The sequence below is a fragment of the Burkholderia pyrrocinia genome (assembly GCF_003330765.1).
Taxonomy (GTDB): domain Bacteria; phylum Pseudomonadota; class Gammaproteobacteria; order Burkholderiales; family Burkholderiaceae; genus Burkholderia; species Burkholderia pyrrocinia_B.
Window position 1 is genome coordinate 1,370,426 of sequence record NZ_CP024903.1, and the last position, 21,276, is coordinate 1,391,701.

Here is a 21,276-nt window from a genome sequence, read left to right on the forward strand (position 1 = left end):
CCTGTGACGTTGAAGGAAGGCGAGCGCTCATGCGGCGCCCGGTGCGCGGCCGGCCTTGATCGCGTCGAGCGCGGCCGTGCCGTAGATCTGCGCGATCGTGTCGTCGACGCGCGGGTTGGTGCGCAGCTCGTGGCCGCCGTCGACCGCGAAGCTCTGGCCGGTCACCCAGCCCGACTCGGGCCCCGCGAGATAGCGCACCGCATGCGCGATGGCTTCGGGTTCGCCGAGCGTGCCGAGCGGGATCTGTTCGAGAAAGCCGTCGACCAGCGCGCGGTTGTCGAACATCGGCGCGGTCGCCTCGGAGCGCGTGAGGCCCGGGCGCACCGCGTTCACGCGGATCTTCGCGCCGGCCAGTTCCTCGGCCGCGCCGCGCACCAGCGCTTCGAGCGCGGCCTTCGCGGTGCAGTACGCGGTCAGCCAGCGGAAATTGATTCGCGCGGCGGTCGACGAGATGCAGACGATCGCGCCGCCGCCGCTGTCGGCCAGCCGCGGTGCCGCATGGCGGATCGCGGCGAACGCGCTGTGCAGGTTCAGGTCGATTTCCGCGCGGAAGGTGTCGGCGTCGTGCATCAGCAGCGGCCGGAATCCGGCGCCGCCGACCGTCGGCACGACGATGTCGAGGCGGCCGTCGATTGTCCACGCGCAATCGAGCGCGGCCTGCAGGTCGGTTTCGTCGCACGCGTCGCCTGCGTGGATCGCGACGCGGCTGCCGGGCACCGCGTCGGTCAGTTGCCGCCGGGCGCGTTCGAGCGCGTCGCGGCGGCGGCCCATCAGCACGACGGCCGCGCCGTCGGCGACGAGCGCATGCGCGCAGGCTGCGCCGATGCCGCCGGCGCCGCCCGTCACGAGCGCGGTGCGGCCTGCGAGGGGAAGGGACGTGCGCATCGGTCAGCCCTCCAGCGGCAGGTCTTGCGCCCAGTCGACGTGCAGCGTGCGCGCGGCGAAGCGCCACGTGCCGCCGTCGAACACGCAGCGGTCGCGATAGCGCAGCCCCCAGTCGAGCTTGCGCTTCACGCCGTCGCGCACGTAGACGTGGCACGCGATGCCGTAGGTCTCGACGTCGGCCTCGCCGCCGTCGAGCGTGACCAGTTGGTTGTGCACGTGATGCTGGGTCGCTTCGTAGCGCTCGATCACGCGCATGCCCGCGACGATCGCATCGCGGTCGTCAAAGCGGAAGCCGGGGCCGGCAAGGGTGGCATCGATCGTGAAGAGGGCGGTGAGCCGCGGCCAGTCGCGCCGGTCGACAGTTTGCGCGTAGCGGCACGCGAGTTCGTACAGCGCGTGGCGGGGATTCGGATCGGTCATGCATGGCTCCCGTGGAAGAACGGAAAGAGTCGGCCGCGCCGCGAGAGTGCGGACGCGGCGGCATTGCGACGTCGATGCGCAGGTTCGCATCGGACCGATCGAGACTCATCATCCATACGGAGCAGGGCGAGGCTCGGGGAAAACACCGGGGCCGGCCGCCGTGCGCCGCGCGATGGTGCGACGCAGCGGCCGATGCGCGGCATGCGTCTGACGATTGGCGCGGCCGGTCGCGAAAGGCCCGGGATGTGCCGCGTTTGCGCCACGCGTGCGAATCCGTTGGTCGCGATGGTGCGATGCGGTATGCCGTGCGGCCTCCGCTCAGCGTTTGCCCCTAGTCGGAATGGACGATGGCTGGCGGCCGGGCGCTGGCTACCGTGCAGTCATCCGGTGCTGCATGCGATGCGCGCCGGATACGAACCGCATCAGCGGCCAACCGGAGGGGACGACGATCATGAGACTGACGACTCGCAAGCTGTGCGTATTGGCGATGGGCACGTTCGCTGCCATGGCGATGGCGCGATACGGAGCCGATCAGGTCCCGTCGCCGCCGTATGCGGCCGGCATCCTGCAATGCCGCTCGGTCGACCCGAGCGGCCTGCCGACCGGTTGCGTGCCGATCGACCCATCGCACTTCGGTTTCGCCGCGTTGCGCGGCATGTGACGCCGGCGCGGCCGCGCGTCGCGCAGGCCGAAAGCCGTCGCGGCGCGACAGCGCATGAAGCGCTTTCGCCGAGGCCACGGCGCAATCGTTGCGGGTCGGCCAGATAGCGCTGTCGATCCGGGTTTCACGTTGTTCGACTTCCACCGCGCACGACACGGCGTGCGGCTTGCCTTCGCACCGCCGTGTGCCCGTATCGGCAACGCGGCGACCTTCGCGTCAGGCCGCGTGCCCGGCAGGCCAGCGCCACGACCATCGCTTCCCGCAGATTTCCTTCACGCTGACCCATTCCCCATGTCATCCGATCATTCCCTGACCCGCCCCCTGAACACCCGCGACGTGCATCGCTGGGACGCCGAACACGACGTCGTGATCGTCGGCTTCGGCGCAGCCGGCGCCTGCGCGGCGATCGAAGCCGCGCGCGCCGGCGCCGACACGCTGATCGTCGAGCGCGCATCGAGCTACGGCGGCACGAGCGCGCTGTCGGGCGGCGAGATCTACCTCGGCGGCAGCGGCGGCACGCCCGCGCAGCGGCAGGCCGGCTTTCGCGACGACACCGAGGATCTGTACCGCTACCTGATGCTCGCGGGCGGCCGCGATGCCGACGAGGCGAAAGTGCGCCTCTACGCGAACGAGAGCCTCGCGCACCACGACTGGCTCGTCGCACAGGGCCTTACGTACAAGAACACGTTCGTCGCCGAGCGGATCGTCGAACCGGAAACCGACGATTGCCTGATCTGGTCGGGCAGCGAGGAAGCCTGGCCGTTCAGCGAGGCTGCGAAGCCGTGCCCGCGCGGCCACACGCCGCAATGGCCGGGCTGGGGCGGCGGCCAGATGCTGATGCGCGTGCTGGCCGAACGGGTGGTGGCGCTCGGCGTCGCGACGCGCTACGACACGCGCGCGCTGGCGCTGATCGTCGACGATGAGGGCGCCGTGCGCGGCGTCGTGCTGCGCGCGTATGGCGAGACGGTGTTCGTGCGTGCGCATCGTGCGGTGATCCTGTGCGCGGGCGGTTTTGCGATGAACCGCGACATGGTGCGCCGGCATGCGCCGCAGTTCCTGCGCTCCGACGAACCGATCGGCAGCCCCGGCGACGACGGTTCGGGCATCCTGCTCGGCCAGAGCGCGGGCGGCGCGGCGATCCACATGGACCAGGGATTCGTCAGCCTGCCGTTCTATGCGCCCGAATCGCTGATCAAGGGGATTTTCGTGAATGCGCGCGGGCAGCGTTTCATCAACGAGGACGGTTATCACGGCCGCACGGGCCATCATGCGTTCCACCAGGCCGACGACCGGATCTACCTGCTGGTCGACCAGGCGACCTACCAGGAGCCGCCCGCGATCGCGCGGATCGGCATCGCGGCGGCTGGCGAAACATGGGAGGAGGTCGAACGCGATCTGCAGATGCCGGCCGGCACGCTGACGGCGACCGTCGACGTCTACAACCGCCATGCGGCCGAAGGCGCCGATCCGCTGTTCCACAAGGCGAAGAAGTGGCTGCAGCCGCTGATCGAGCCGCCGTTCGTCGCGCTCGATTGCCGGATCGACTACGCGTTCTATCCGCACTTCACGCTCGGCGGGCTCGACACGCTGCCGACCGGGCAGGTGCTCGACGCGGCGCGCGCGCCGGTGCCGGGGCTCTATGCGGCCGGCCGCACGACGTGCGGGCTGCCGCGCTGGGGCGCCGGGTACAGCTCGGGGCTGTCACTGGCCGACGCGACGTTCTTCGGCCGGCAGGCCGGCCGTCACGCCGCGCACACGGCAAGCGACTCATGGCGCAGCGCCGCGTAACGTAGCCGGAAACGAACGACGCCCCGGGCAATCGCATAACCCGGGGCGTCGTTGCTTCAAGCGGTCAACAGGCCGTCAGCCGAGGTCGAGGTCGAGCGCGTTCGTGAGATCGCCCGGCGGCGTCTCGCCCCGCGCGGCGAACGCCTTGTTGCGCGCGACCACGCCGTCGAGCGGCGCGAGCCCGTGCACGCGGCTGATGAAGCGCAGGATCGAGTTCGTGTCATACAGCGTGTGATCGACGAAGCCCTTCTTCGCGAACGGCGAGATCACGAGCGCCGGAATCCGCGAGCCGGGGCCCCAGCGGTCGCCGACCGGCGGCGCGACGTGATCCCACCAGCCGCCGTTCTCGTCGTGCGTCATCACGATCACGGTGTTCGCCCATTGCGGCCCGCGCCGGATATGGTCGATCACGGTCGCAATATGGCGGTCGCCCGATTCGATGTCCGCGTAGCCCGCATGCATGTTCAGGTTGCCCTGCGGCTTGTAGAACGTGACGGCCGGCAGGCGGCCCGCATCGATATCGGCGATGAAACGGTTCGTCGACGGATCGTCGCCGAGCCCCGCGTCGCGCAGGTGCCGCTGGCGCGCGTCGGTGTCCGGCGCGTAGTTGCGGAAGTAGTTGAACGGCTGGTGGTGGTACTGGAAGTCGGGCACGGTGCCCGTGTCGCGATGCGCGAGCGCATACTGCCACGCGCCGCTGTACCACGCCCAGTCGACGTTCTTTTCCGACAGGCGGTCGCCGATCGTCGCGTAGCCCTGCGGCGGCAGCACGCGATGGTCGTCCGGATCCGCAAAGGCGGCGTTGCCGTGCTCGGGCGGTGGCACGTAGCTCGGCTGGTACGGCGGCGCCATCGTGTTCACGCCGTAGCCGTCGGGCGTCAGCGGGCCGTCGCCCGCGAACTTCGGCGGGCCGTCGAGCGCGGACGCCGGCGAATCGGCGGCGAGCGCGAGGCGTGTGCCGGCCGGATCGTCGCCTTCGACCTTCGACAGCAGCTTGGCCGCGTGCGGATGCTGGTGCGGGTCCGGATACAGCGGCGCCTGCGCCGAAATCAGGAACATGTGGTTGAGCCACGAACCGCCGAAGGCCGCCATGAAGAAGTTGTCGCACAGCGTGTATTGCCGCGCGAGATTCCACAGCCGCAGCGTGTCGGCCGAATTGCGGTAATGGCCCATCACGAGGCCGCCCGAATCGGCCCACGCGGCGAACTGGTCGTTGCGGCCGGCGGCGATCTGCATCTGGTTCTGGTAGAAGCGGTGCCACAGGTCGCGCGTGATCACGCCGTTCGGCAGCGGCTTGCCCTGCGCGTCGGCGATCCGGAACGGCGCGTTCGGCAGCTTGTCGATGTCGTGCTCGGCGATCGCGTAGCGCTTGCCGCCCACTTCCTGCGCCTGCGGCACGAGCCCGCCCCAGATCTTCGGCAGCACGGGCAGCGGCGTCTTGCCGTCGCGATCGAGCTGCTGCGCATGCTCGGGCCGCACCTCGCTCAGCGGGTGGCGCACGCCCGGGAAATCGCCGTACAGGTTCGCGAAGCTGCGGTTTTCCGCGTAGATCACGACGATGTGGCGCACGTTCCGGCGCAACGCTTCATCGACGCGCAGGTCGGCGGCGGAGCGCGGTGCGTTGTCCGCCGTGGTTTCGCAGCCGCCGAGCGCGACACCCGCACCGAGCGCGGCGAGGCCGCCGAGCACACGGCGGCGGTCGGGATCGGCGGGAAGGTCGTCGGGGCGATCGGGGGTGTCGTTCACGTCGTGTGCTCCTCGAATGGGCGGGTTGGCTGTCGTTCGATGCGCGGCGGCGTCGCACAGGCTGCCGCGACGCGTGACGGAAAGCAACGGCCGGCGTCGCGCACAAGCGGATGCGACGCGACTGTCACAAAAATGTCACGAACGCGACTATAACGCGGCCCGGGGCGTCGATGAAAGGCGTTTGTCGGACGATTCGGATCGCGCGGCGGGCGATGCGCGACGCCCGCGCGCGAGCTAGACTGGATTCAGGGGCGGCACGTCGCGGCGTGCCGCCCGGGCGAGGATCGCCCGGCGGCGCCGGCAGACGGCGTCGTCGCGGCATCATTGAAGCGACGAAACGAGGCGATAAAGCGAGGCGACGATGGCGCGGATGAATGCCGCTTGCGCATGGCCGCCGATGCTGCGCGCCGACTGCGCGCGCGTGCCTGCGTGAGCGCGTGCCGCGCAGCGCGTATGGCCGGCCCGATGCCATGGACAAGAAATTCGACTACCCGGGATTGCTGATCGCGGCGGGCTTCTTCGTGCTGTTCGCCGCGCAGTTGCTGATGCTGCACCCGTCGTCGGCGTCGATCGCGTACAGCGATTTCCACCGGCTCGTCGCCGCGCGGCTGGTCGACGATCTCGAGGTCGGCCCCGCGTCGATCTCGGGCACGCTGAAGATGCCGCAGGCCGGCACGATGCTGCCGGCGTCCGAAGCCGCGGTCGTGCAGCAGGCCGGCGCACCATGGCGCTTCACGACCAACCGCGTGACCGACGAACACCTGACCGACACGCTGACCGCCGCCGGCATCCGCTATCACGGCACGCCCGACACGAGCTGGATCGCGTCGCTCGCATCGTGGCTGCTGCCGCTCGTGCTGTTCGTGTTCGTGTGGAACATGATGCTGCGCAAGCGCGGCGGGCTGCAGGACTTCACCGGGATGGGCAAGAGCCGCGCGCGCGTGTACGTGCAGCAGGAAACCGGCATCACGTTCGACGATATCGCGGGCATCGACGAAGCCAAGGCCGAACTGCAGCAGCTCGTCGCGTTCTTGCGCAACCCCGACCGCTATCAGCGGCTCGGCGGCAAGATCCCGAAGGGCGTGCTCGTGGTCGGCGCGCCGGGCACGGGCAAGACGCTGCTCGCGCGCGCGGTGGCCGGCGAGGCCGCCGTCCCGTTCTTCTCGATCAGCGGCTCGGCGTTCGTCGAGATGTTCGTCGGCGTGGGGGCGGCGCGCGTGCGCGACCTGTTCGAGCAGGCGCAGCAGAAGGCGCCGTGCATCGTGTTCGTCGACGAGCTCGATGCGCTCGGCAAGGTGCGCGGCGTCGGCCCGATGTCGGGCAACGACGAACGCGAGCAGACGCTCAACCAGCTGCTCGTCGAGATGGACGGCTTCCAGGCCGGCTCGGGCGTGATCATCATGGCCGCGACGAACCGGCCCGAGATCCTCGATCCCGCGCTGCTGCGGCCGGGCCGCTTCGATCGCCACATCGCGATCGACCGGCCCGACGTGAACGGCCGCCGGCAGATCTTCGGCGTGCACGTGAAGCATGTGAAGCTCGCACCCGACGTCGACCTCGGCGAACTCGCGTCGCGCACGCCGGGCTTCGTCGGCGCCGATCTCGCGAACGTCGTCAACGAGGCCGCGCTGCATGCGGCCGAACTCGGCAAGCCGGCGATCGGCATGGCCGACTTCGACGAGGCGATCGACCGCGCATTGACGGGCCTCGAACGCAAGAGCCGCGTGATGAACGAACAGGAGAAGCTGACCATCGCGTATCACGAAGCCGGCCATGCGCTCGTCGCCGAAAGCCGCACGCATTGCGATCCGGTGAAGAAGGTGTCGATCATTCCGCGCGGCGTCGCAGCGCTCGGCTATACGCAGCAGGTGCCGACCGAGGATCGCTACGTGCTGCGCAGGAGCGAGCTACTCGACCGGATCGACGCGCTGCTCGGCGGGCGGGTTGCGGAGGAGCTCGTGTTCGGCGACGTGTCGACCGGCGCGCAAAACGATCTCGAACGCGCGACCGCGATGGCGCGCCACATGGTCATGCAGTACGGAATGAGCGAGAAGATCGGGCTCGCGACGTTCGACGATGGCGATGCGCGCCAGGGCATGCCTGGCGCATGGCACGCGGGCGATGGCCGCTGCAGCGAACACACCGCGCGGATGATCGACGACGAGGTGCGCACGCTGCTCGCCGACGCACATGCGCGTGTCGCGGCGACGCTCGGCGAGCGCCGCGATGCGCTCGAACGCATCGCGCGACGGTTGCTGCAATGCGAGGTGCTCGAACGCGCTGCGCTGCAGGCGTTGATCGACGGGCGCATCGAACCGTCGTCGGCAACGGCAGCGGCAACTGATGACGAAGCCGGACCGCGTGGCGATGCGACCGAGCCGGAGCAGGCATCCGCGGTCGAGCGCGATTTCGTCGCGTACGGCCCGCCGCGCGAACCCGAGCGCTGAACGCGCCGCAAGCCGGCCGCCGGTGCGTGTCGATGCGATGACGCGCCGAGATTTCTTTCCCTCTTTCCTGCCACGGAGTCGCCATGAGCGAGGCGCACGTATCGGTCGATGTCGCGCAGCAGGCGCGTTTCTGCTTCGAAGTCGCATTTGCCGGCACGACGCTGTCGCCGGTGCTCACCGACGAACCACCGCCGCTCGGCGAAGGACGCGGGCCGAATCCCATTCGGCTGCTTGCCGCGGCAGTCGCGAGCTGTCTCGCGGCGAGCCTGCTGTTCGCGCTGGAAAAGCAGCACGTCGATCCGCAGCCGGTCGCCGCGCATATCGATGTCGACATGGTGCAGAACGAAGCGGGCAGGGTGCGTGTGGGTGCGATGGCCGTGCGGCTGTCGATCGGCAAGACGTGGGCCGATCTCCCGGCGGCGACGCGCGTGCTCGATCAGTTCGATGCGTATTGCGTGCTGACCGAGAGCATGCGCGCGGGCATCCCGATCTCGGTCGACGTGTGCGATGTGAACGGCGTGACGCTCGAATGCGCGGTGACGGATGCGTGAGCGCGCGTCAGGATTCGGTCGCGGCCGCGACTTCGGCCGCTTCGGCGAGCGCGTCGAGAAAGCGCGTGCGCCACCAGTGCACGTCGGTCTTGCGCACGACCTCCATCAGCGCGGAGTGACGCTGGCGGCGTTCGTCGAGCGGCATCGTGAGCGCGCGCTGGATGGCCTGCGCGGTGCCTTGCGTGTCGTACGGATTGACGAGCAGCGCCGACTTCAGCTGCTCGGCCGCGCCCGCGAAACGCGACAGCACGAGCACGCCCGGATCGGCCGCATCCTGCGCGGCGAGGAATTCCTTCGCGACGAGGTTCATCCCGTCGCGCAGCGGCGTGACGAGCGCGACGCGGCTCGCGCGATAGAGGCCCGGCAAGCGCTTGCGCGCGACGGTGCGGTGAATGTAGCGCATCGGCATCCACTCGAGTTCGCCGTAGTCGCCGTTGATCGCGCCGCACAGGCTGTCCATCTCGCGCCGCAGGTCGTCGTATGCGCCGAGATCCTCGCGGCTCGGCGCGGCGATCTGGATCAGCGTCGCGCGGTCGCGGTTCTCCGGATACTGTTCGAGCAACTGGCGGAACGCATGCACGCGCTGCGGCAGCCCCTTCGTGTAGTCGAGCCGATCGACGCCGACGAGCAACTGGCGGCGCGAATATTCATCGCGCATCCGGTCGAACATGTCGATGCCGTCGCGATCGCGGGCGAGCGACTCGAACTCGTCGACGTTGATGCCGATCGGAAACGCGCCGGCCGACAGCGTGCGGCCGAACGCACGCAGGCGGCCGTCCGGCAGCCGCGCGGCGCCGGCTTCCGCTTCGACGTAATGCTCGAAGTGCAGCAGGTCGGATTCGGTCTGGAAGCCGACGAGGTCGTATGCGAACAGCGAGCGCATCAGCCATTCGTGTTCCGGGATCGCGGCCATGATCAGCGGCGGCGGCATCGGGATGTGCAGGAAGAAGCCGATCGGATTCGTGCAGCCCATCGCGCGCAACTCGGCGGCGAGCGGAATCAGTTGATAGTCGTGCACCCAGACGACGTCGTCGGGCCGCAGCAGCGTGCTCAGCTTGCGCGCGAACAACTGGTTCACGCGCCGGTAACCGTCGGCGAAGCGCCGGTCGAACTGCGCGAGATCGAGCCGGTAGTGAAACACCGGCCACAGCACGTTGTTCGAATAGCCGAGGTAGTACGCGTCGTAATCTTGCGGATCGAGGTCGATCGTCGCGAGCTGGATGCCGCCGACGTTCTGGATCTGCACCTCGTCGCCATGCGTGGGCTGATCGTCGTCGCCGCGCAGCCTGCCGCTCCAGCCGAACCAGACGCCGCCGGTTTCCTGCAGGCTGTCCTTCACGGCGACGGCGAGGCCACCGGCCGCGGCTTTACGGGGATCTGCGATGCGATTGGATACGACGACGAGACGGCTCACCAGCTCTCCTGACGATTATTGGGGGAAAGGTTCGTGCGGCCAGGGCGCGAAGCAGACGCCGCCATCGGCGCGCTGCGCGCGACGCGATGGGGCCGCAATGCGATCGGACGGGAGTCAGGGCACGCGATTCGCCGTCCGAGCGGGGAGTGCTTTTTTTAGCATACTCGTCATTGGTTCGTTTTAAAAGTCTGGATCGGCGAGCGACGCGGGCGCGAATGCGGCGCGATGACCATGCCATCGGCGTGGCAGCGCGATGCGCGGGCGGGATCGAAACTTGCGCGCAGGCGGACAACCGGAGCAGCGTGCGCGGCATCGTCCCCGTTACGCGGTGGCCGGTTGCCAGTGACGCGTGTCGGCCGAATGCGCGTGCGCGCCCGGCGACGTCGCGTGTGTGCCGGACGGCATCCGGAACGCGGCGACCGTTTCGGACAGCTCCCGGCCCTGCGCCTCGAGCGACTTCGACGCGGCCGCGGCCTGCTCGACGAGCGCCGCGTTCTGCTGCGTTGTCTCGTCCATCTGCGTGATCGTCAGGTTCACCTGGTCGATGCCGCGGCTCTGCTCGGCCGACGCGGCCGCGATCTCGCCCATGATGTCCGTCACGCGCGCGACGGCCTGCGTGACGTCGGACATTGTCTTGCCGGCTTCGCCCGCCAGCGCCGAGCCGTCCTGGATCGTCTGCACCGACGCGGAGATCAGTTCCTTGATTTCCTTCGCAGCCGTCGACGAGCGCTGCGCGAGGCTGCGCACCTCGCTCGCGACGACCGCGAAGCCGCGGCCCTGTTCGCCCGCGCGCGCCGCTTCGACGGCCGCGTTCAGCGCGAGGATGTTGGTCTGGAACGCGATGCCTTCGATGATGCCGGTGATGTCGGCGATCTTCGACGAGCTGTGGCCGATCTCCGTCATCGTGTCGACCACGCGGCCGACCACCGAGCTGCCGCGCTGCGCGACATCCGACGCATTCGAGGCGAGCGTGCTCGCCTGTTGCGCGTTTTCCGCGTTCAGCCGCACCGTCGACGTGAATTCCTCCATCGTCGCCGCGGTTTCCTGCAACGATGCGGCCTGTTCCTCGGTGCGCTGGCTCAGGTCAAGGTTGCCCGACGCGATCTCGCCGACTGCATGCGCGATGCTGTTCGACGAATCGCGCACGCGGCCGACGATGCCGATCAGCCGCTCGTTCATCGTTCGCAGCGCTTCGAGCAGGTCGCGCGTCTCGTCGTTTCCGCTCACCTGGATGCGGCTGCCGAGATCGCCGTTCGCCACCGTGCGCGCGACGTCCACGGCCGAGCCGATCGGCACCGTGATCTTGCGCGTCAGCCACAGGCCGCCGCAGGCCGCGATCGCGACGGCGATCAGGCAGATGCCGGCCAGCAGGTTGCGCTCGGTCGCGTAGCGGTCCGCGAATTCCTGCGCGATCGCGCGTTCGCGTTCATGCGTGTAGGTCGCGTACGCGTCGGTCGCACGCACCAGTTGCGCGAGCAGCGGGCGGCAATGGTCGTCGATGTCGGCGATCGCCTCGTCCTTCTTGCCGGTCTGCGCGAGCCCGACGATGCGCAGCGCGACCGGCCCGTAGCTGGTTTCGATGCGCACGATCTCGGCCACCAGTTCGCGCGCGCGATCGGACGTGTCGTTCGCGTTCGCCATCATCTCCTTGAGCTTCGCGAGATGGTCCTGGACGTCCTTGTGCGCCTGGTTCACTTCGGCCAGTTCGAGGTCGATGTCGGACGGTTGGGTTACGAGCACGAGATTGCGTGCGGCGATCGCGCGCCGGTCGACCGCGGTGCGGATTTGCGCGGACAGGTTCGCCCGCGCGTTGATGCCGTTCATGTAGCGGGAAAACTCGGCGTTCGTATCGGACAGCGCCTTGAGCGCCATTCCCGACACGATCACGACGACGGCGGCGAGCAGGCCGAAGCCGCCAAGGAGTTTTGTCCTGATGCTCATTCTGGCAATTTTCACGTTGTGCCTCTGCGCGTGTGGTTGGCAAATGGAATTTATTGTTCGACCAGATACGGGCTGGTGCCGGCATTAACGGGTATACCGGATGATTCTTTAGCCTTCGAATACCCTGATATTAGTTTTTATAGGGCTGTCGGCCTTGTCGGACGGGCGTTTTTTGATCCCGGTCAAAAAATCCAGATCATCTGTGATTCAAACGTTTATACGCAGAATTTGAAACCGGTTTTATTGGTGAAATAAAAATTGTCTTTTTGTTTGTATTTGTATGATGATTTATTTCTTATTTGTTGGCGAATAACGGAATTTCCTTGTACGTGCGCCATGCGATTGGCGACAAAGGCGGATAAACGGAAATTGGCGCTGGATGTCGTCGCGCCGGACAGGCCCGCGGCGGGCGCCGCGAGCCACGAGAGGGTCAGAACGTCGTGCGCAACCCGGCCATCACGCTGCGACCGCTTTCCGGCGCGAAGCCGCGCACGACCGAGGTCGCGTAGCGGATTTCCTGGTTCGTCAGGTTGTCGCCGCGCAGGTATGCGAGCCAGTGCGTCGCGCCAAAGCGGAACTTGTACGTCAGCATCACGCCGAGCGACGTGTAGCCGTCCGTCGAAAAGTCGTTGTCGGGCACGCGGTGCTGCGACCACGCGTGCGTGACCTGCGCGCGCGCGCCGAACGGGCCGTAGCCGTAGTCGGCCGCGAGCGTCGCGCGCAACGGCGCGATGCGCGGCAGCGGCTGGCCCGTGTCAGCGTTGCGCGCGTGCGTGTAGTCGGCCGTCAGTTCCAGGTCGACTGTATGGCCGCGCCGCGAGAACGCGCGCCACTTGCCGTCCAGCTCGACACCGTAGAACTCGGCGCGCACGCCGCGATAGATCGCCTCGTTGAGCGAGCCGTCGGCGCCGGGCGCGACGGGCTCGCCGTCATCGTTCACGACGCGGCCCGTGTTGTACTCGGTCAGGTAGTTCGAGAAGCGGTTGTAGAACACGCCGACGCTGCCGCGGTTCGGGCCGCTCGCATAGCGCAGCGACAGGTCGGTCGACACGGCCTTTTCCTTCGATGCGTTCGGGTTGCCGATCAGGAACTGGCCGGTCGCATCGTGCGGGCCGTTCGAATACAGCTCGTAGAAGGTCGGCGCGCGTTCGGTGTATGCGACGTTCGCCGCCACCGACCACACGGGCGTCAGCGAGAACAGCGCGCCGGCCGACAGGCTGCCCGCGTTGAAATCGCGCGGCTGCGCGCCTGCGAATTTCTCGACGCCGGCCGGATCGGGATTGACCTTCACGTGCTCGAAGCGGCCGCCGAGGCTCAGCTTCAGCGCCGGGACGACCTGCCATTCCTCGAGCCCGAACAGCGCGACGCTGTTCGTGCGCGTGGACGGCACGAGCATCTCGTCGCCGAGCGCGGAGAACGTGTTCTGGCCGAACTGCACGCCGATCGCGCCTTCGAACGGGCCGATCTTGCGATGCCGCGCCTCGATGCGCGCCTCGTAGCCGCGGTTGCGGAAGGTGGTCGCCGTCTCGCCGTTGTCGACTTCCTTGTGGCGGTAGTCGGTGTACGCGAAGTCGAATTTCAGCTTCGTGAACGGCCCGCTCAGGTTGCGCACCTCGGACGCGAGCGCGAGGCGTTCCTGGTGCATCCGCAGGCGCACGTCGCTCTCGGCGACGGAGCCGTAGTTCGATTCGTAGCCGCTGTACGACAGGCCCGCGAAACCGTCGGCCCAGGTGTACGACGCGCCCACCGCGCCGCCGTGCACGCGGCCGTCGCTGTTCGGTACGCTGCCGACCGGCTGCGGCGTGTCGGGGCCGTCGATCGCACGTTGCGCGCTGCTGCGCGCGTAGCCGGGAATCCGCAGCTTGCTCGTTTCGCGGTCGAACGCGTCGACGTGGAACGCAAAGCGGCCGTTGCCGCCTTCGACTTGCGCGGCGCCGGCGCGCACGGAATTCGCGCCGCCGTAGCGCGCGTCGAGCGCACCCGTCACGCCTTCGATCGCTTCGCGCGGAATCCGGTTGTCGATCGTGTTGACGACGCCGCCCACCGCGTTGCCGCCGTACAGCAACGCGGCCGGGCCGCGCACGATCTCGACGCGTTCGATCGACAGCGGGTCCTGCGGCACCGCATGGTCGTACGACAGCGACGACGCGTCGTAGGCCGCGACGCCGTTCTGCAGCAGCCGGATCCGGTCGCCGTCCATCCCGCGGATGATTGGACGGCCAACCATCGGCCCGTAGGTCGTGGTCGACACGCCGGGCAGCCCGTTGAGCGTTTCGCCGAGCGAATCGGCCTGGCGGCGCGTCAGCGCGTCGCCGGAAAGCTGGACGGTCGGCGCGATCAGTTCGGCGTCGCCGAGCGGGTTCGCGGTCACGAAGATCGGTGCGAGCGGGGTGGCCGAAGGCGTGCCGCTCGCGGCGGGCGCATCGGTCTGCGCGTGCGCGACGGCGGCGAACAGCATCAGCGAAAGGGGCGAAAGCGGGCGAAGCGGTAGACGAGGAAGGTCGCGCATGGTCGGTGAATCGGTTGGAATCGGATCGGATAACGAGCGATGCGGGTCACGGCTGGATACGATATATTGTTGCGTTTGCGGCGCGCAGTGACCCGTTGGAACATGGCTCGGCGAGGCTCGGCCGCCCACAGTGGAACGGCGTCAGGCGGACGAGCACGCGAAATGATATGTTATATCATTGCAAAATCCAAGCCGGATGGCAGGATCTCGTCGGGTTTCTGTCGGATGGGGGAAAGGGTGGCGGGAGCGGCGGGCGGCGCCTGAAGCCGCGGCAGGCCGCCGCGCGACGGATGACGTCGCGTGGCGGCGTTGCGGTCAGGTTCGCGTCACGGCGCGAAGAACACGTCCGTGCGGTTCGTCAGGTTACCCGCGCTGGTCTGGATGAAGAACGGATGGAACGACGACGACGGGCGGACGTCGAGGCCCTGGTAGTCGCCGATGAAGAAGCCTTCCGCGTTCGGCGCGAGCTTCATGTCGAACGGCCCGCCGACGCGCCGCTCGTTGCCGAAGGTCGCGCCGCCGTCGAGCGAGATCTTGCGCCAGAAGCCGGTCGGCAGCGTCGTCGTGTTCCCGGCCAGCAGGTCACGGAAGTCGTAGTGGGTGACCATCACGGCGCCTGTGTTGTCGACGCGCACCGACGGATTGAAGGCCGGTCGACCCGTTGGCGTGTTGACCTGCAGCGGTGCGCTCCAGCTCGCGCCGCCGTCCTTCGACGTCGACAGGGCGATCTCGTCGTACTTGCCGCCGTTGAAGCGGCTGTCCTGCCACACGACGTAAAGCTGGCCCGACGCGGGATCGATCGCGGGCTCCGGAATGATGTCGCCGGTGCGCACGGGTTCGCCGGTGTTCGGATCCGTCACGCCGACCGTCTGCAATCCCGCGATCACCTGCGGTTTCGTCCACGTCGCGCCGTCGTCGGTCGACTTGATGAACGCGACCTTGCCGGCTGCCTTGCTGAACGGCGGCTGGATCAGGTCGAAGAAATCGTAGAGCGTGCCGCTCTTCGGATCGACGACGATCTGGTTGCCGATCGTCTGCTGGCGCGAAGGCACGTGGACGATGACCTTCGCGGTGCTCCACGTCTTGCCGCCGTCGACCGTCTTCGAGAACAGCGTCGGCCCGCGGAACGCCTGCGTGTGCAGGTTCGCGTACGGGTTGCCGTTCGGCAGTTCGAGGCGGTCCCATACGGCGTACGCGGTGCCGGCCTTCACCGGATTCGCCGTCACCGATTCCTTGTCGTTGAAGAACTGCGTCGTCGGTTCGTTGTTCGCGATCAACAACGCGGGACTGCTCCAGGTCTGCCCGCCATCGTTCGATATCGATGCCGCAACCGCGTTGCTGTTGTTCGACTGGTTGAACGTGATCGCGACCGAGTACGCGGTGCCGTCCGGCCCGATCGATACCCACGGATCCGACGCGCGTTCGTACGACAGCCCGCCCGGCGCGCACGCGCTGAACGGCTGCGTCGTTCGCGCCCAGGTGGCGCCGCCGTCGAACGTGTAGCCCGCGACATGGCCGTGTGCGCCGCCGTTCGACCAGCGGTCCTGCTGCCACACGCCGATCATGTTCGACGGGTTCGCCGGATTGACCGCGAGCCAGGGTTCGACCTCCGCATTCACATAGACGGTGCCGGGTCCGCCGATGGTGCAGGCGGCGTATGGACTGGGGCCGGACACGAGCACGGGATCGGCGTGCGCGGCGGCACAGGCCAGTGCCATCGCGGCGGGCAGGAAGGTGAAAAGCGGGTGGGACACGATAGTGCGTCGCATGGACTGCTCCTCGTTGGCGTGCGGCCGCGATGGTGCGGCGGAACGAGGCAGCGCGAGCCGATGCGCGGCGGCACAGGCCGCGCGGGTCGGAGCGCCGCGGAGACGCGCACGATGCGTGCCGCCGGGACGTGTCGTTCAGGATGCCGCTTCAGCCATCGCAATCCGCGTGCGCTGGATACCGCCAGCACTTCGGTCAAGACTCCTATTCATTTTTATTGCTTGTGACGGATGTGTCGTTGATGCCGCCCGGCGCGGAAGCCGGTTCGGGCAGGCCAAGAATGCAGAGAAGTGGATTGCAATGTAGATGATTCGAATGCGGCGCGGCAGGCAATTTTTTGTAACAGAGCGTAGCCGGAAAGCGTTGCCGAGCGAGCGCAAATTCGCGGGAAAAATTTGCCGTGGCGAGCAGCGAAAATCGAAACGGAAAGAGGAATCGCTATCGTTTTCGCTTGACGCCCGTTGTTCAGCGTTCCGACGGAAACCGCTCCTGCAATGCGTGCAGCCAGCGTGCGACGACATCGAGTTCTTCGTCGGAAAATCCGTCGCACAGCTTGCCGTTCAATTCGCGCAGCAGCACGCGTGCACACTTGAGCGCCGCGTGCCCTTCATCGGTCAGGTACAGGCGCGTTGCGCGGCCGTCGTCCGAATCGGCGTGACGCGTGACCAGGCCCGCCTTCGCCATCCGGTCGGCGAGCCCCGTCATCGCGGACGGCGCAAGCTGCAGCGCGGCGCCGACCTCGCCGATCAGCGCGCCATCCTGCTTCGCGAGACAGAACAGCGCGCCGGCCTGCGCGGCGCTCGCGCGCGTCTCGGTCTCTGCCTTGCGGTCGATCCAGCGCTGCACGCGCCGCTGGCCGATGTTCAACATGAAAAACAGTCGTCGGTCTTCGCTCAAGCTGGGTTCCCGGCTGCAATGGAAAGGGAGGGACGGCTCGCGCCGCGTGGCGTGTCGAGCGCCTGCGCGAGCCAGTTGGCTACATCGGGCCACAGCACGGTGCCGGCCCGGCCACGGAAGAAGCCCATGTGCCCGACCGGGCCGCTGCCCGCCGCATGCGGATCGATCTGGCGGCGTTCTACCGCCGCGCGGGTCAGGTAGCTTACCAGCAGGTCGATCGCGGCCGGGTTCGCCCACGGATCGTCGTCGAAGCCGAGTGCGAGGATCGGCAGTTGCTGTTTCGAGAAGCGCTCGGCCGCACCGAGCGTTGGATCGTCGAAGAAATAGCGCGGCAGCGTCGTCCAGCGGCTCCATTCGCGGAACACGCCGGCCGGCAAATCCTCGCCGAGCCCGAGCCGCTTGCCGGGCACGTAGCCGAGCAGCGCGGACATCAGCGGGCCCAGCACGCGCAGGATCAGCCGCACCTTCAGGCGCTCGGCCGGCTGCGCGATCAGCCGTGTGCTGCCCGCGTGCGCGGCGACGAGCACGGCCGCGCGCAGATGCGTCGTGCCGGCGGACAGCCCGATCGCGTGCCCGCCGACGCTATGGCCGACCGCCAGCAGCGGCAGCCCGTCGTACGCCTGCCGTGCCCACGTGGTCGCGGCGCCCACGTCGAGCTCGATCCAGTCGCGCATGCGAGCCTGCAGCGTGCCCAGGCGCGGAGGCCGCGATGCGCCGATGCCGCGATAGTTGTAGGTCAGCGCCGCGAAGCCGCGTTCGGTCAGGAAGCGCGCGAAGCCCGCATATAGCCGCTCAGGCACGGCCGTCGCCGGATGGATCAGCACCAGTGCGCGCGGCGCCGCATCCGGCGACCACAGCGTGCCGCGCAGCGGATAGCCGTCGATGGCGGAGAACTCGATGGGTTGGGCAGTCATGGTCGTCGTCGTTCCAGGAATTTATTTCGTATGCGAAATATAGTGCGCAGCTTATTTCGTGTGCGAAATATGTGTCGAGGAATCATTCGAAGGCTACCTTTTGGGCCACGCTCACCTCGATCATGTCTCGCCATACTTGGACGTGTCCGAACGCGATCAGCGCGAGGCTGTCGCCGCGATTGATCTCGGCGAGTGACGTGTGCCATCCAGCGTGTAGTCGCTCGTGTGTCACGCGCCTGCTCGTGCCCTTGCAATTCCATTTGCCTTACCTTAAAGTAAGGAATGTCGGAGGTGTCACCATGACAGCAGCAACTATCACTTCAAAGGGCCAGGTCACGATCCCTGTGGACGTGCGCAATCGGCTTGGCTTGCAGTCCGGCGACCGGATCGAATTCAGCTTCAACGAGGCGACGGGCCGGTATGAGGTCTATCCGGCCACGCGGTCGCTTGCGTCCCTCAAGGGCATCGTCAAGAAGCCGGCGAAACCGGTGTCGATCGAGGACATGAACCGGGCGATCGCCGAGCAGGGGGCATCCGCGCGATGATCGGACTGGATACGAACGTGCTGGTCCGTTATTTCGCGCAGGACGACGCCGGGCAGTCGACGAAGGCGACGGCGCTGATGGATTCCCTGTCGGCCGAACGACCGGGGTACGTTTCGCAGGTCGCGCTGGTCGAAGTTGTGTGGGTACTCGGGCGATGCTATGGCGTCGAGCGCGAGCAGATGAAGGACATCATCGACTCGATGATCGGCACCAAGGAACTGGTCGTTGAAGGTGCTGACACGGTGCGAAAGGCGCTTCGCGTGTACGCGGCATCTTCAAAGGCGGATTTTTCAGACTGCCTGATCGAGCGTTCCGGCCATGTAGCCGAGTGCGAGTACACAGCTACTTTCGACGTCGCGGCCGCCAAGGTCGCAGGGATGCAGTTGATCAAGTAATCACCGTGCAAGCCGATAAACTGGAAAAGCGAAAGCCTGCTTGACTATCCCCATTGGGGATATGTACTGACGAATAGTGAACCTTGCCTTGAGACGCAAATGCCGAACCAAACTGCAGCGCTGCTGAACACGATCGACGCCAACAAGGCGACGCTCGACGCGGCGCGTCCGCTGCCGCCGAACTCGGTAGCTTCGCTGCGCGAGAAGCTGATGCTGGAATGGACGTATCACTCGAACGCGATCGAGGGGAACACACTGACGCTGCGCGAAACCAAGGTGGTACTCGAAGGCATCACGGTTGGCGGGAAGTCCCTTCGCGAGCATTTCGAAGCAACGAACCACCGCGACGCGATTCTCTACGTCGAGGGCGTCGTGTCGAAGGGGGAAGCTCTGTCGGAATGGCAGATCCGCAATATTCACAGTCTCGTGTTGAAAGGCATCGACGCTGAAGAAGCGGGCCGGTATCGCCGCGAAAACGTGGTGATCGCGGGCGTGAGCACGACGCCGCCGGACTTCATGCATCTGCCTGCCGAAATGGCCGCGCTAATCGACTGGTATGAGACTGCCGGAGACATGCATCCGGTCGAGCGGGCGGCGGAACTGCACACGCGATTCGTGAAGATCCATCCGTTCGTTGATGGCAACGGGCGGACGGGACGGCTGCTGCTCAACTTCGAGTTGATGAAGGCGGGCTATCCTCCGGCGATCATCCGCAAAGAGGATCGGCTTGCCTACTACGACTCGCTCGACAAAGCGCTGCGTCAGCGGCGATTACGGCGGCATCACGTGCCCGGTCGCCGAATCAGTGCAGCGCTCGCTCGATACGTATCTCGACGTGCTCGGGCTGCGTCATTGACCCACGCCGGATATGGCTCCGCCGTCGCCGGGTTTTCGGACGTGATTGGGAAAAGACATGTTCACAAGAGCCAAAGCGGAACTTAAAGAACTCGTAACGCTCGTGGCGGAGATCGAGCGCTACGACGCGACGCTGGCCGCAAAGCGCGACATCATTCCGGCCGAGGAGTCACGACAAGAGCGGCGTCGCAAGGAGATGCGAAATCTCGAACTGCTCGACAAGTACGAACTGGTCTAGGAAAAGCATGGGAAATCCACAAAAAGCTAGCCAAACGACCCACCGGATTCAAGCCGGTCGGTGAGCTTTTTCCAGTGAATTTTTCCCTGGATCTCGAAAAGGCCGAGACCTTTCGTCTGGCAAAGTTCGAGAATGCAGACGCGGCTTTTTTCAGTCGGCGAGTGGTTCTTTTCGAAGGGGAATCCGACGATGCCTATTGCAGAGCTGGACCGGCAACGCTTGGCGGTGCCGGCGTGGGCAAGAGGCCGGCTGTCGGGCGGCGGGGCGGCCGGGCACGTCCGTGACAGCGCCGCGCTGCCCATGACGGCTCTCGCCGGAGCGCGACCTGGACGGCGAGGTACGTCGCCGCCCGTCAGAACGACGGCAACCCCGGTGGATTGGTCTCCGCCCGCGCGATCGCCTCGCTCTGCAATCCCCATCGCTCGAGTGCCTGCCCGTAGCGGCCGCTGCCGATCAGCGTATTGGTCGCGAGCGTCAGCGCGGGCGCGAGCCCGCTGCCGCGACGCGTCGCGATCGCGACATCGGCATGAGCCGGCCAGCCTGCATTGACGACGCCGACAAGACGGATCTTGCCGCTGCGCGCGGCCTCGTACGCGAGCGACGCGTTCGGGTTCAGCTCCGCATCGGCGCGGCCCGACAGCAGCGCGACGCGCGCGGTCGCGTCGTCGTCGAAATAGAGCAAGTCGGTCGGCTTCAGCCCCAGCGCGACATTGCGCCGGCTCCATTCGAGCAGGATGCGCTCCTGGCTCGTTCCGGCGCCGGTGATGATGCGCAGTCCCGCGATGTCCTTCGGCTCGGCGATCTTCGCGATCGGGCTGCCGGTGCGCACATAGAAGCCGTGCAGTCCGAGCCGGTAGGTCGTGAAATCGTATTTCTCCTTGCGCTGCTCGGTCACGCCGACGTTCGAGATCACCGCGTCGTACTTGCCGGACGTCAGCCCGAGCGGCCAGTCGGCCCATGCGATCGGCACCAGCGCGAGCGTGCGGCCCAGCGCGTCGGCGACGAGCTGTGCGTAGTCGGGATCGGCGCCGACCACGGTGCGCGCGTCGGTCGCGTAGGTCGACACGGGCGGCGCGTGCGGTGAAATCGCGACCGTGAACGCGCCGTCGCGCACCCAGCGGTAGCCGGTCGCCGCGCGGATCGCCGCGTCGTCGCGCGCCGCGCGAATGCGGCCGGCCTGGCGCGGGTCGAGATCCGCAGTCGCCGCGGCGGCATCCGCGATGCGCCACGGCAGGCTGCCGGATGCCGCGACCAGCGCGGCGGTCATGAAGCGACGTCGATCGGTCATCGGGTCGCACCTCGG

Annotated in this window: 18 protein-coding genes and 1 pseudogene; 8 read left to right on the plus strand and 11 right to left on the minus strand. The window is 67.3% G+C overall.

The annotated features are described in order from the left end of the window. Positions 1–27: 27 nt before the first annotated feature. Together CUJ89_RS23685 and CUJ89_RS23690 are read right to left on the minus strand one after the other, a co-directional pair. Entirely contained in the window at positions 28–885 is an 858-nt protein-coding gene (locus tag CUJ89_RS23685) for an SDR family NAD(P)-dependent oxidoreductase (RefSeq protein ID WP_114179835.1), read from the minus strand. Positions 886–888: 3 nt separating this feature from the next. Next, the gene (locus tag CUJ89_RS23690) at positions 889–1,305 is read right to left on the minus strand and encodes a nuclear transport factor 2 family protein (protein WP_114179836.1); all 417 of its coding nucleotides are present in this window, start codon (positions 1,303–1,305) and stop codon (positions 889–891) included. Between the two features lie 451 nt (positions 1,306–1,756). Here CUJ89_RS23690 and CUJ89_RS23695 point away from each other — a divergent pair, with 451 nt between their 5' ends. Together CUJ89_RS23695 and CUJ89_RS23700 are read left to right on the plus strand one after the other, a co-directional pair. Then, positions 1,757–1,966 (plus strand): hypothetical protein, encoded by a 210-nt coding sequence (locus CUJ89_RS23695; protein ID WP_114181529.1) that lies wholly within the window; start codon positions 1,757–1,759, stop codon positions 1,964–1,966. Between the two features lie 291 nt (positions 1,967–2,257). After that, a complete protein-coding gene (locus tag CUJ89_RS23700; RefSeq protein WP_114179837.1) occupies positions 2,258–3,754 on the plus strand; it encodes an FAD-dependent oxidoreductase in 1,497 nt (498 codons plus the stop codon). Positions 3,755–3,829: 75 nt separating this feature from the next. On the opposite strand, the gene CUJ89_RS23705 is transcribed toward CUJ89_RS23700, so the two are convergent. Next, positions 3,830–5,500 (minus strand): acid phosphatase, encoded by a 1,671-nt coding sequence (locus CUJ89_RS23705; protein ID WP_114179838.1) that lies wholly within the window; start codon positions 5,498–5,500, stop codon positions 3,830–3,832. Positions 5,501–5,970: 470 nt separating this feature from the next. On the opposite strand from CUJ89_RS23705, the gene ftsH reads away from it, so the two are divergent. Both ftsH and CUJ89_RS23720 read left to right on the plus strand, forming a co-directional pair. Further along, on the plus strand, positions 5,971–7,947 hold the full coding sequence (gene ftsH / locus CUJ89_RS23715; protein WP_114179839.1) for an ATP-dependent zinc metalloprotease FtsH: 1,977 nt from the start codon (positions 5,971–5,973) through the stop codon (positions 7,945–7,947). Positions 7,948–8,030: 83 nt separating this feature from the next. After that, the gene (locus tag CUJ89_RS23720; protein ID WP_114179840.1) at positions 8,031–8,498 is read left to right on the plus strand and encodes an OsmC family protein; all 468 of its coding nucleotides are present in this window, start codon (positions 8,031–8,033) and stop codon (positions 8,496–8,498) included. Between the two features lie 7 nt (positions 8,499–8,505). On the opposite strand, the gene otsA is transcribed toward CUJ89_RS23720, so the two are convergent. The 6 genes from otsA to CUJ89_RS23755 form a co-directional block, all read right to left on the minus strand. Further along, the gene (otsA, locus tag CUJ89_RS23725; protein ID WP_114179841.1) at positions 8,506–9,912 is read right to left on the minus strand and encodes an alpha,alpha-trehalose-phosphate synthase (UDP-forming); all 1,407 of its coding nucleotides are present in this window, start codon (positions 9,910–9,912) and stop codon (positions 8,506–8,508) included. A gap of 321 nt (positions 9,913–10,233) precedes the next feature. Continuing rightward, positions 10,234–11,853 carry a methyl-accepting chemotaxis protein gene (locus CUJ89_RS23730; RefSeq protein WP_114179842.1) on the minus strand — a complete coding sequence of 540 codons (1,620 nt, stop codon included), beginning with the start codon at positions 11,851–11,853 and terminating at the stop codon, positions 10,234–10,236. A 430-nt stretch (positions 11,854–12,283) separates the two neighbouring features. Next, on the minus strand, positions 12,284–14,362 hold the full coding sequence (locus CUJ89_RS23735; RefSeq protein ID WP_236655065.1) for a TonB-dependent receptor: 2,079 nt from the start codon (positions 14,360–14,362) through the stop codon (positions 12,284–12,286). A gap of 326 nt (positions 14,363–14,688) precedes the next feature. Next, entirely contained in the window at positions 14,689–16,131 is a 1,443-nt protein-coding gene (locus CUJ89_RS23740) for a sialidase family protein (RefSeq protein ID WP_114179844.1), read from the minus strand. A 463-nt stretch (positions 16,132–16,594) separates the two neighbouring features. Beyond that, positions 16,595–17,026: a MarR family winged helix-turn-helix transcriptional regulator gene (locus tag CUJ89_RS23750; protein WP_114179846.1), complete on the minus strand. Its 432-nt coding sequence runs from the start codon at positions 17,024–17,026 to the stop codon at positions 16,595–16,597. Beyond that, on the minus strand, positions 17,023–17,940 hold the full coding sequence (locus tag CUJ89_RS23755) for a serine aminopeptidase domain-containing protein (protein ID WP_114179847.1): 918 nt from the start codon (positions 17,938–17,940) through the stop codon (positions 17,023–17,025). Before CUJ89_RS23755 ends, CUJ89_RS23750 begins: the two co-directional genes overlap by 4 nt. Positions 17,941–18,239: 299 nt before the next feature. Here CUJ89_RS23755 and CUJ89_RS23760 point away from each other — a divergent pair, with 299 nt between their 5' ends. From CUJ89_RS23760 to CUJ89_RS23775, 4 genes and pseudogenes are all read left to right on the plus strand, one after another. Continuing rightward, positions 18,240–18,485 carry an AbrB/MazE/SpoVT family DNA-binding domain-containing protein gene (locus CUJ89_RS23760; RefSeq protein WP_114181530.1) on the plus strand — a complete coding sequence of 82 codons (246 nt, stop codon included), beginning with the start codon at positions 18,240–18,242 and terminating at the stop codon, positions 18,483–18,485. Continuing rightward, entirely contained in the window at positions 18,482–18,880 is a 399-nt protein-coding gene (locus CUJ89_RS23765; RefSeq protein ID WP_114179848.1) for a PIN domain-containing protein, read from the plus strand. The genes CUJ89_RS23760 and CUJ89_RS23765 overlap by 4 nt, the downstream gene beginning before the upstream one ends. A gap of 99 nt (positions 18,881–18,979) precedes the next feature. After that, positions 18,980–19,736: pseudogene (locus CUJ89_RS23770) on the plus strand (Fic family protein). Positions 19,737–19,793: 57 nt separating this feature from the next. Beyond that, complete coding sequence (locus CUJ89_RS23775; protein ID WP_114179849.1) at positions 19,794–19,973, plus strand: hypothetical protein; 180 nt, start codon at positions 19,794–19,796, stop codon at positions 19,971–19,973. A 26-nt stretch (positions 19,974–19,999) separates the two neighbouring features. Here the strand turns inward: CUJ89_RS23775 and CUJ89_RS37825 are convergent, their stop codons facing one another. Then, entirely contained in the window at positions 20,000–20,275 is a 276-nt protein-coding gene (locus tag CUJ89_RS37825) for a hypothetical protein (protein ID WP_152036660.1), read from the minus strand. A gap of 50 nt (positions 20,276–20,325) precedes the next feature. Continuing rightward, positions 20,326–21,261 (minus strand): ABC transporter substrate-binding protein, encoded by a 936-nt coding sequence (locus CUJ89_RS23785; protein WP_114179851.1) that lies wholly within the window; start codon positions 21,259–21,261, stop codon positions 20,326–20,328. Positions 21,262–21,276 lie beyond the last annotated feature (15 nt).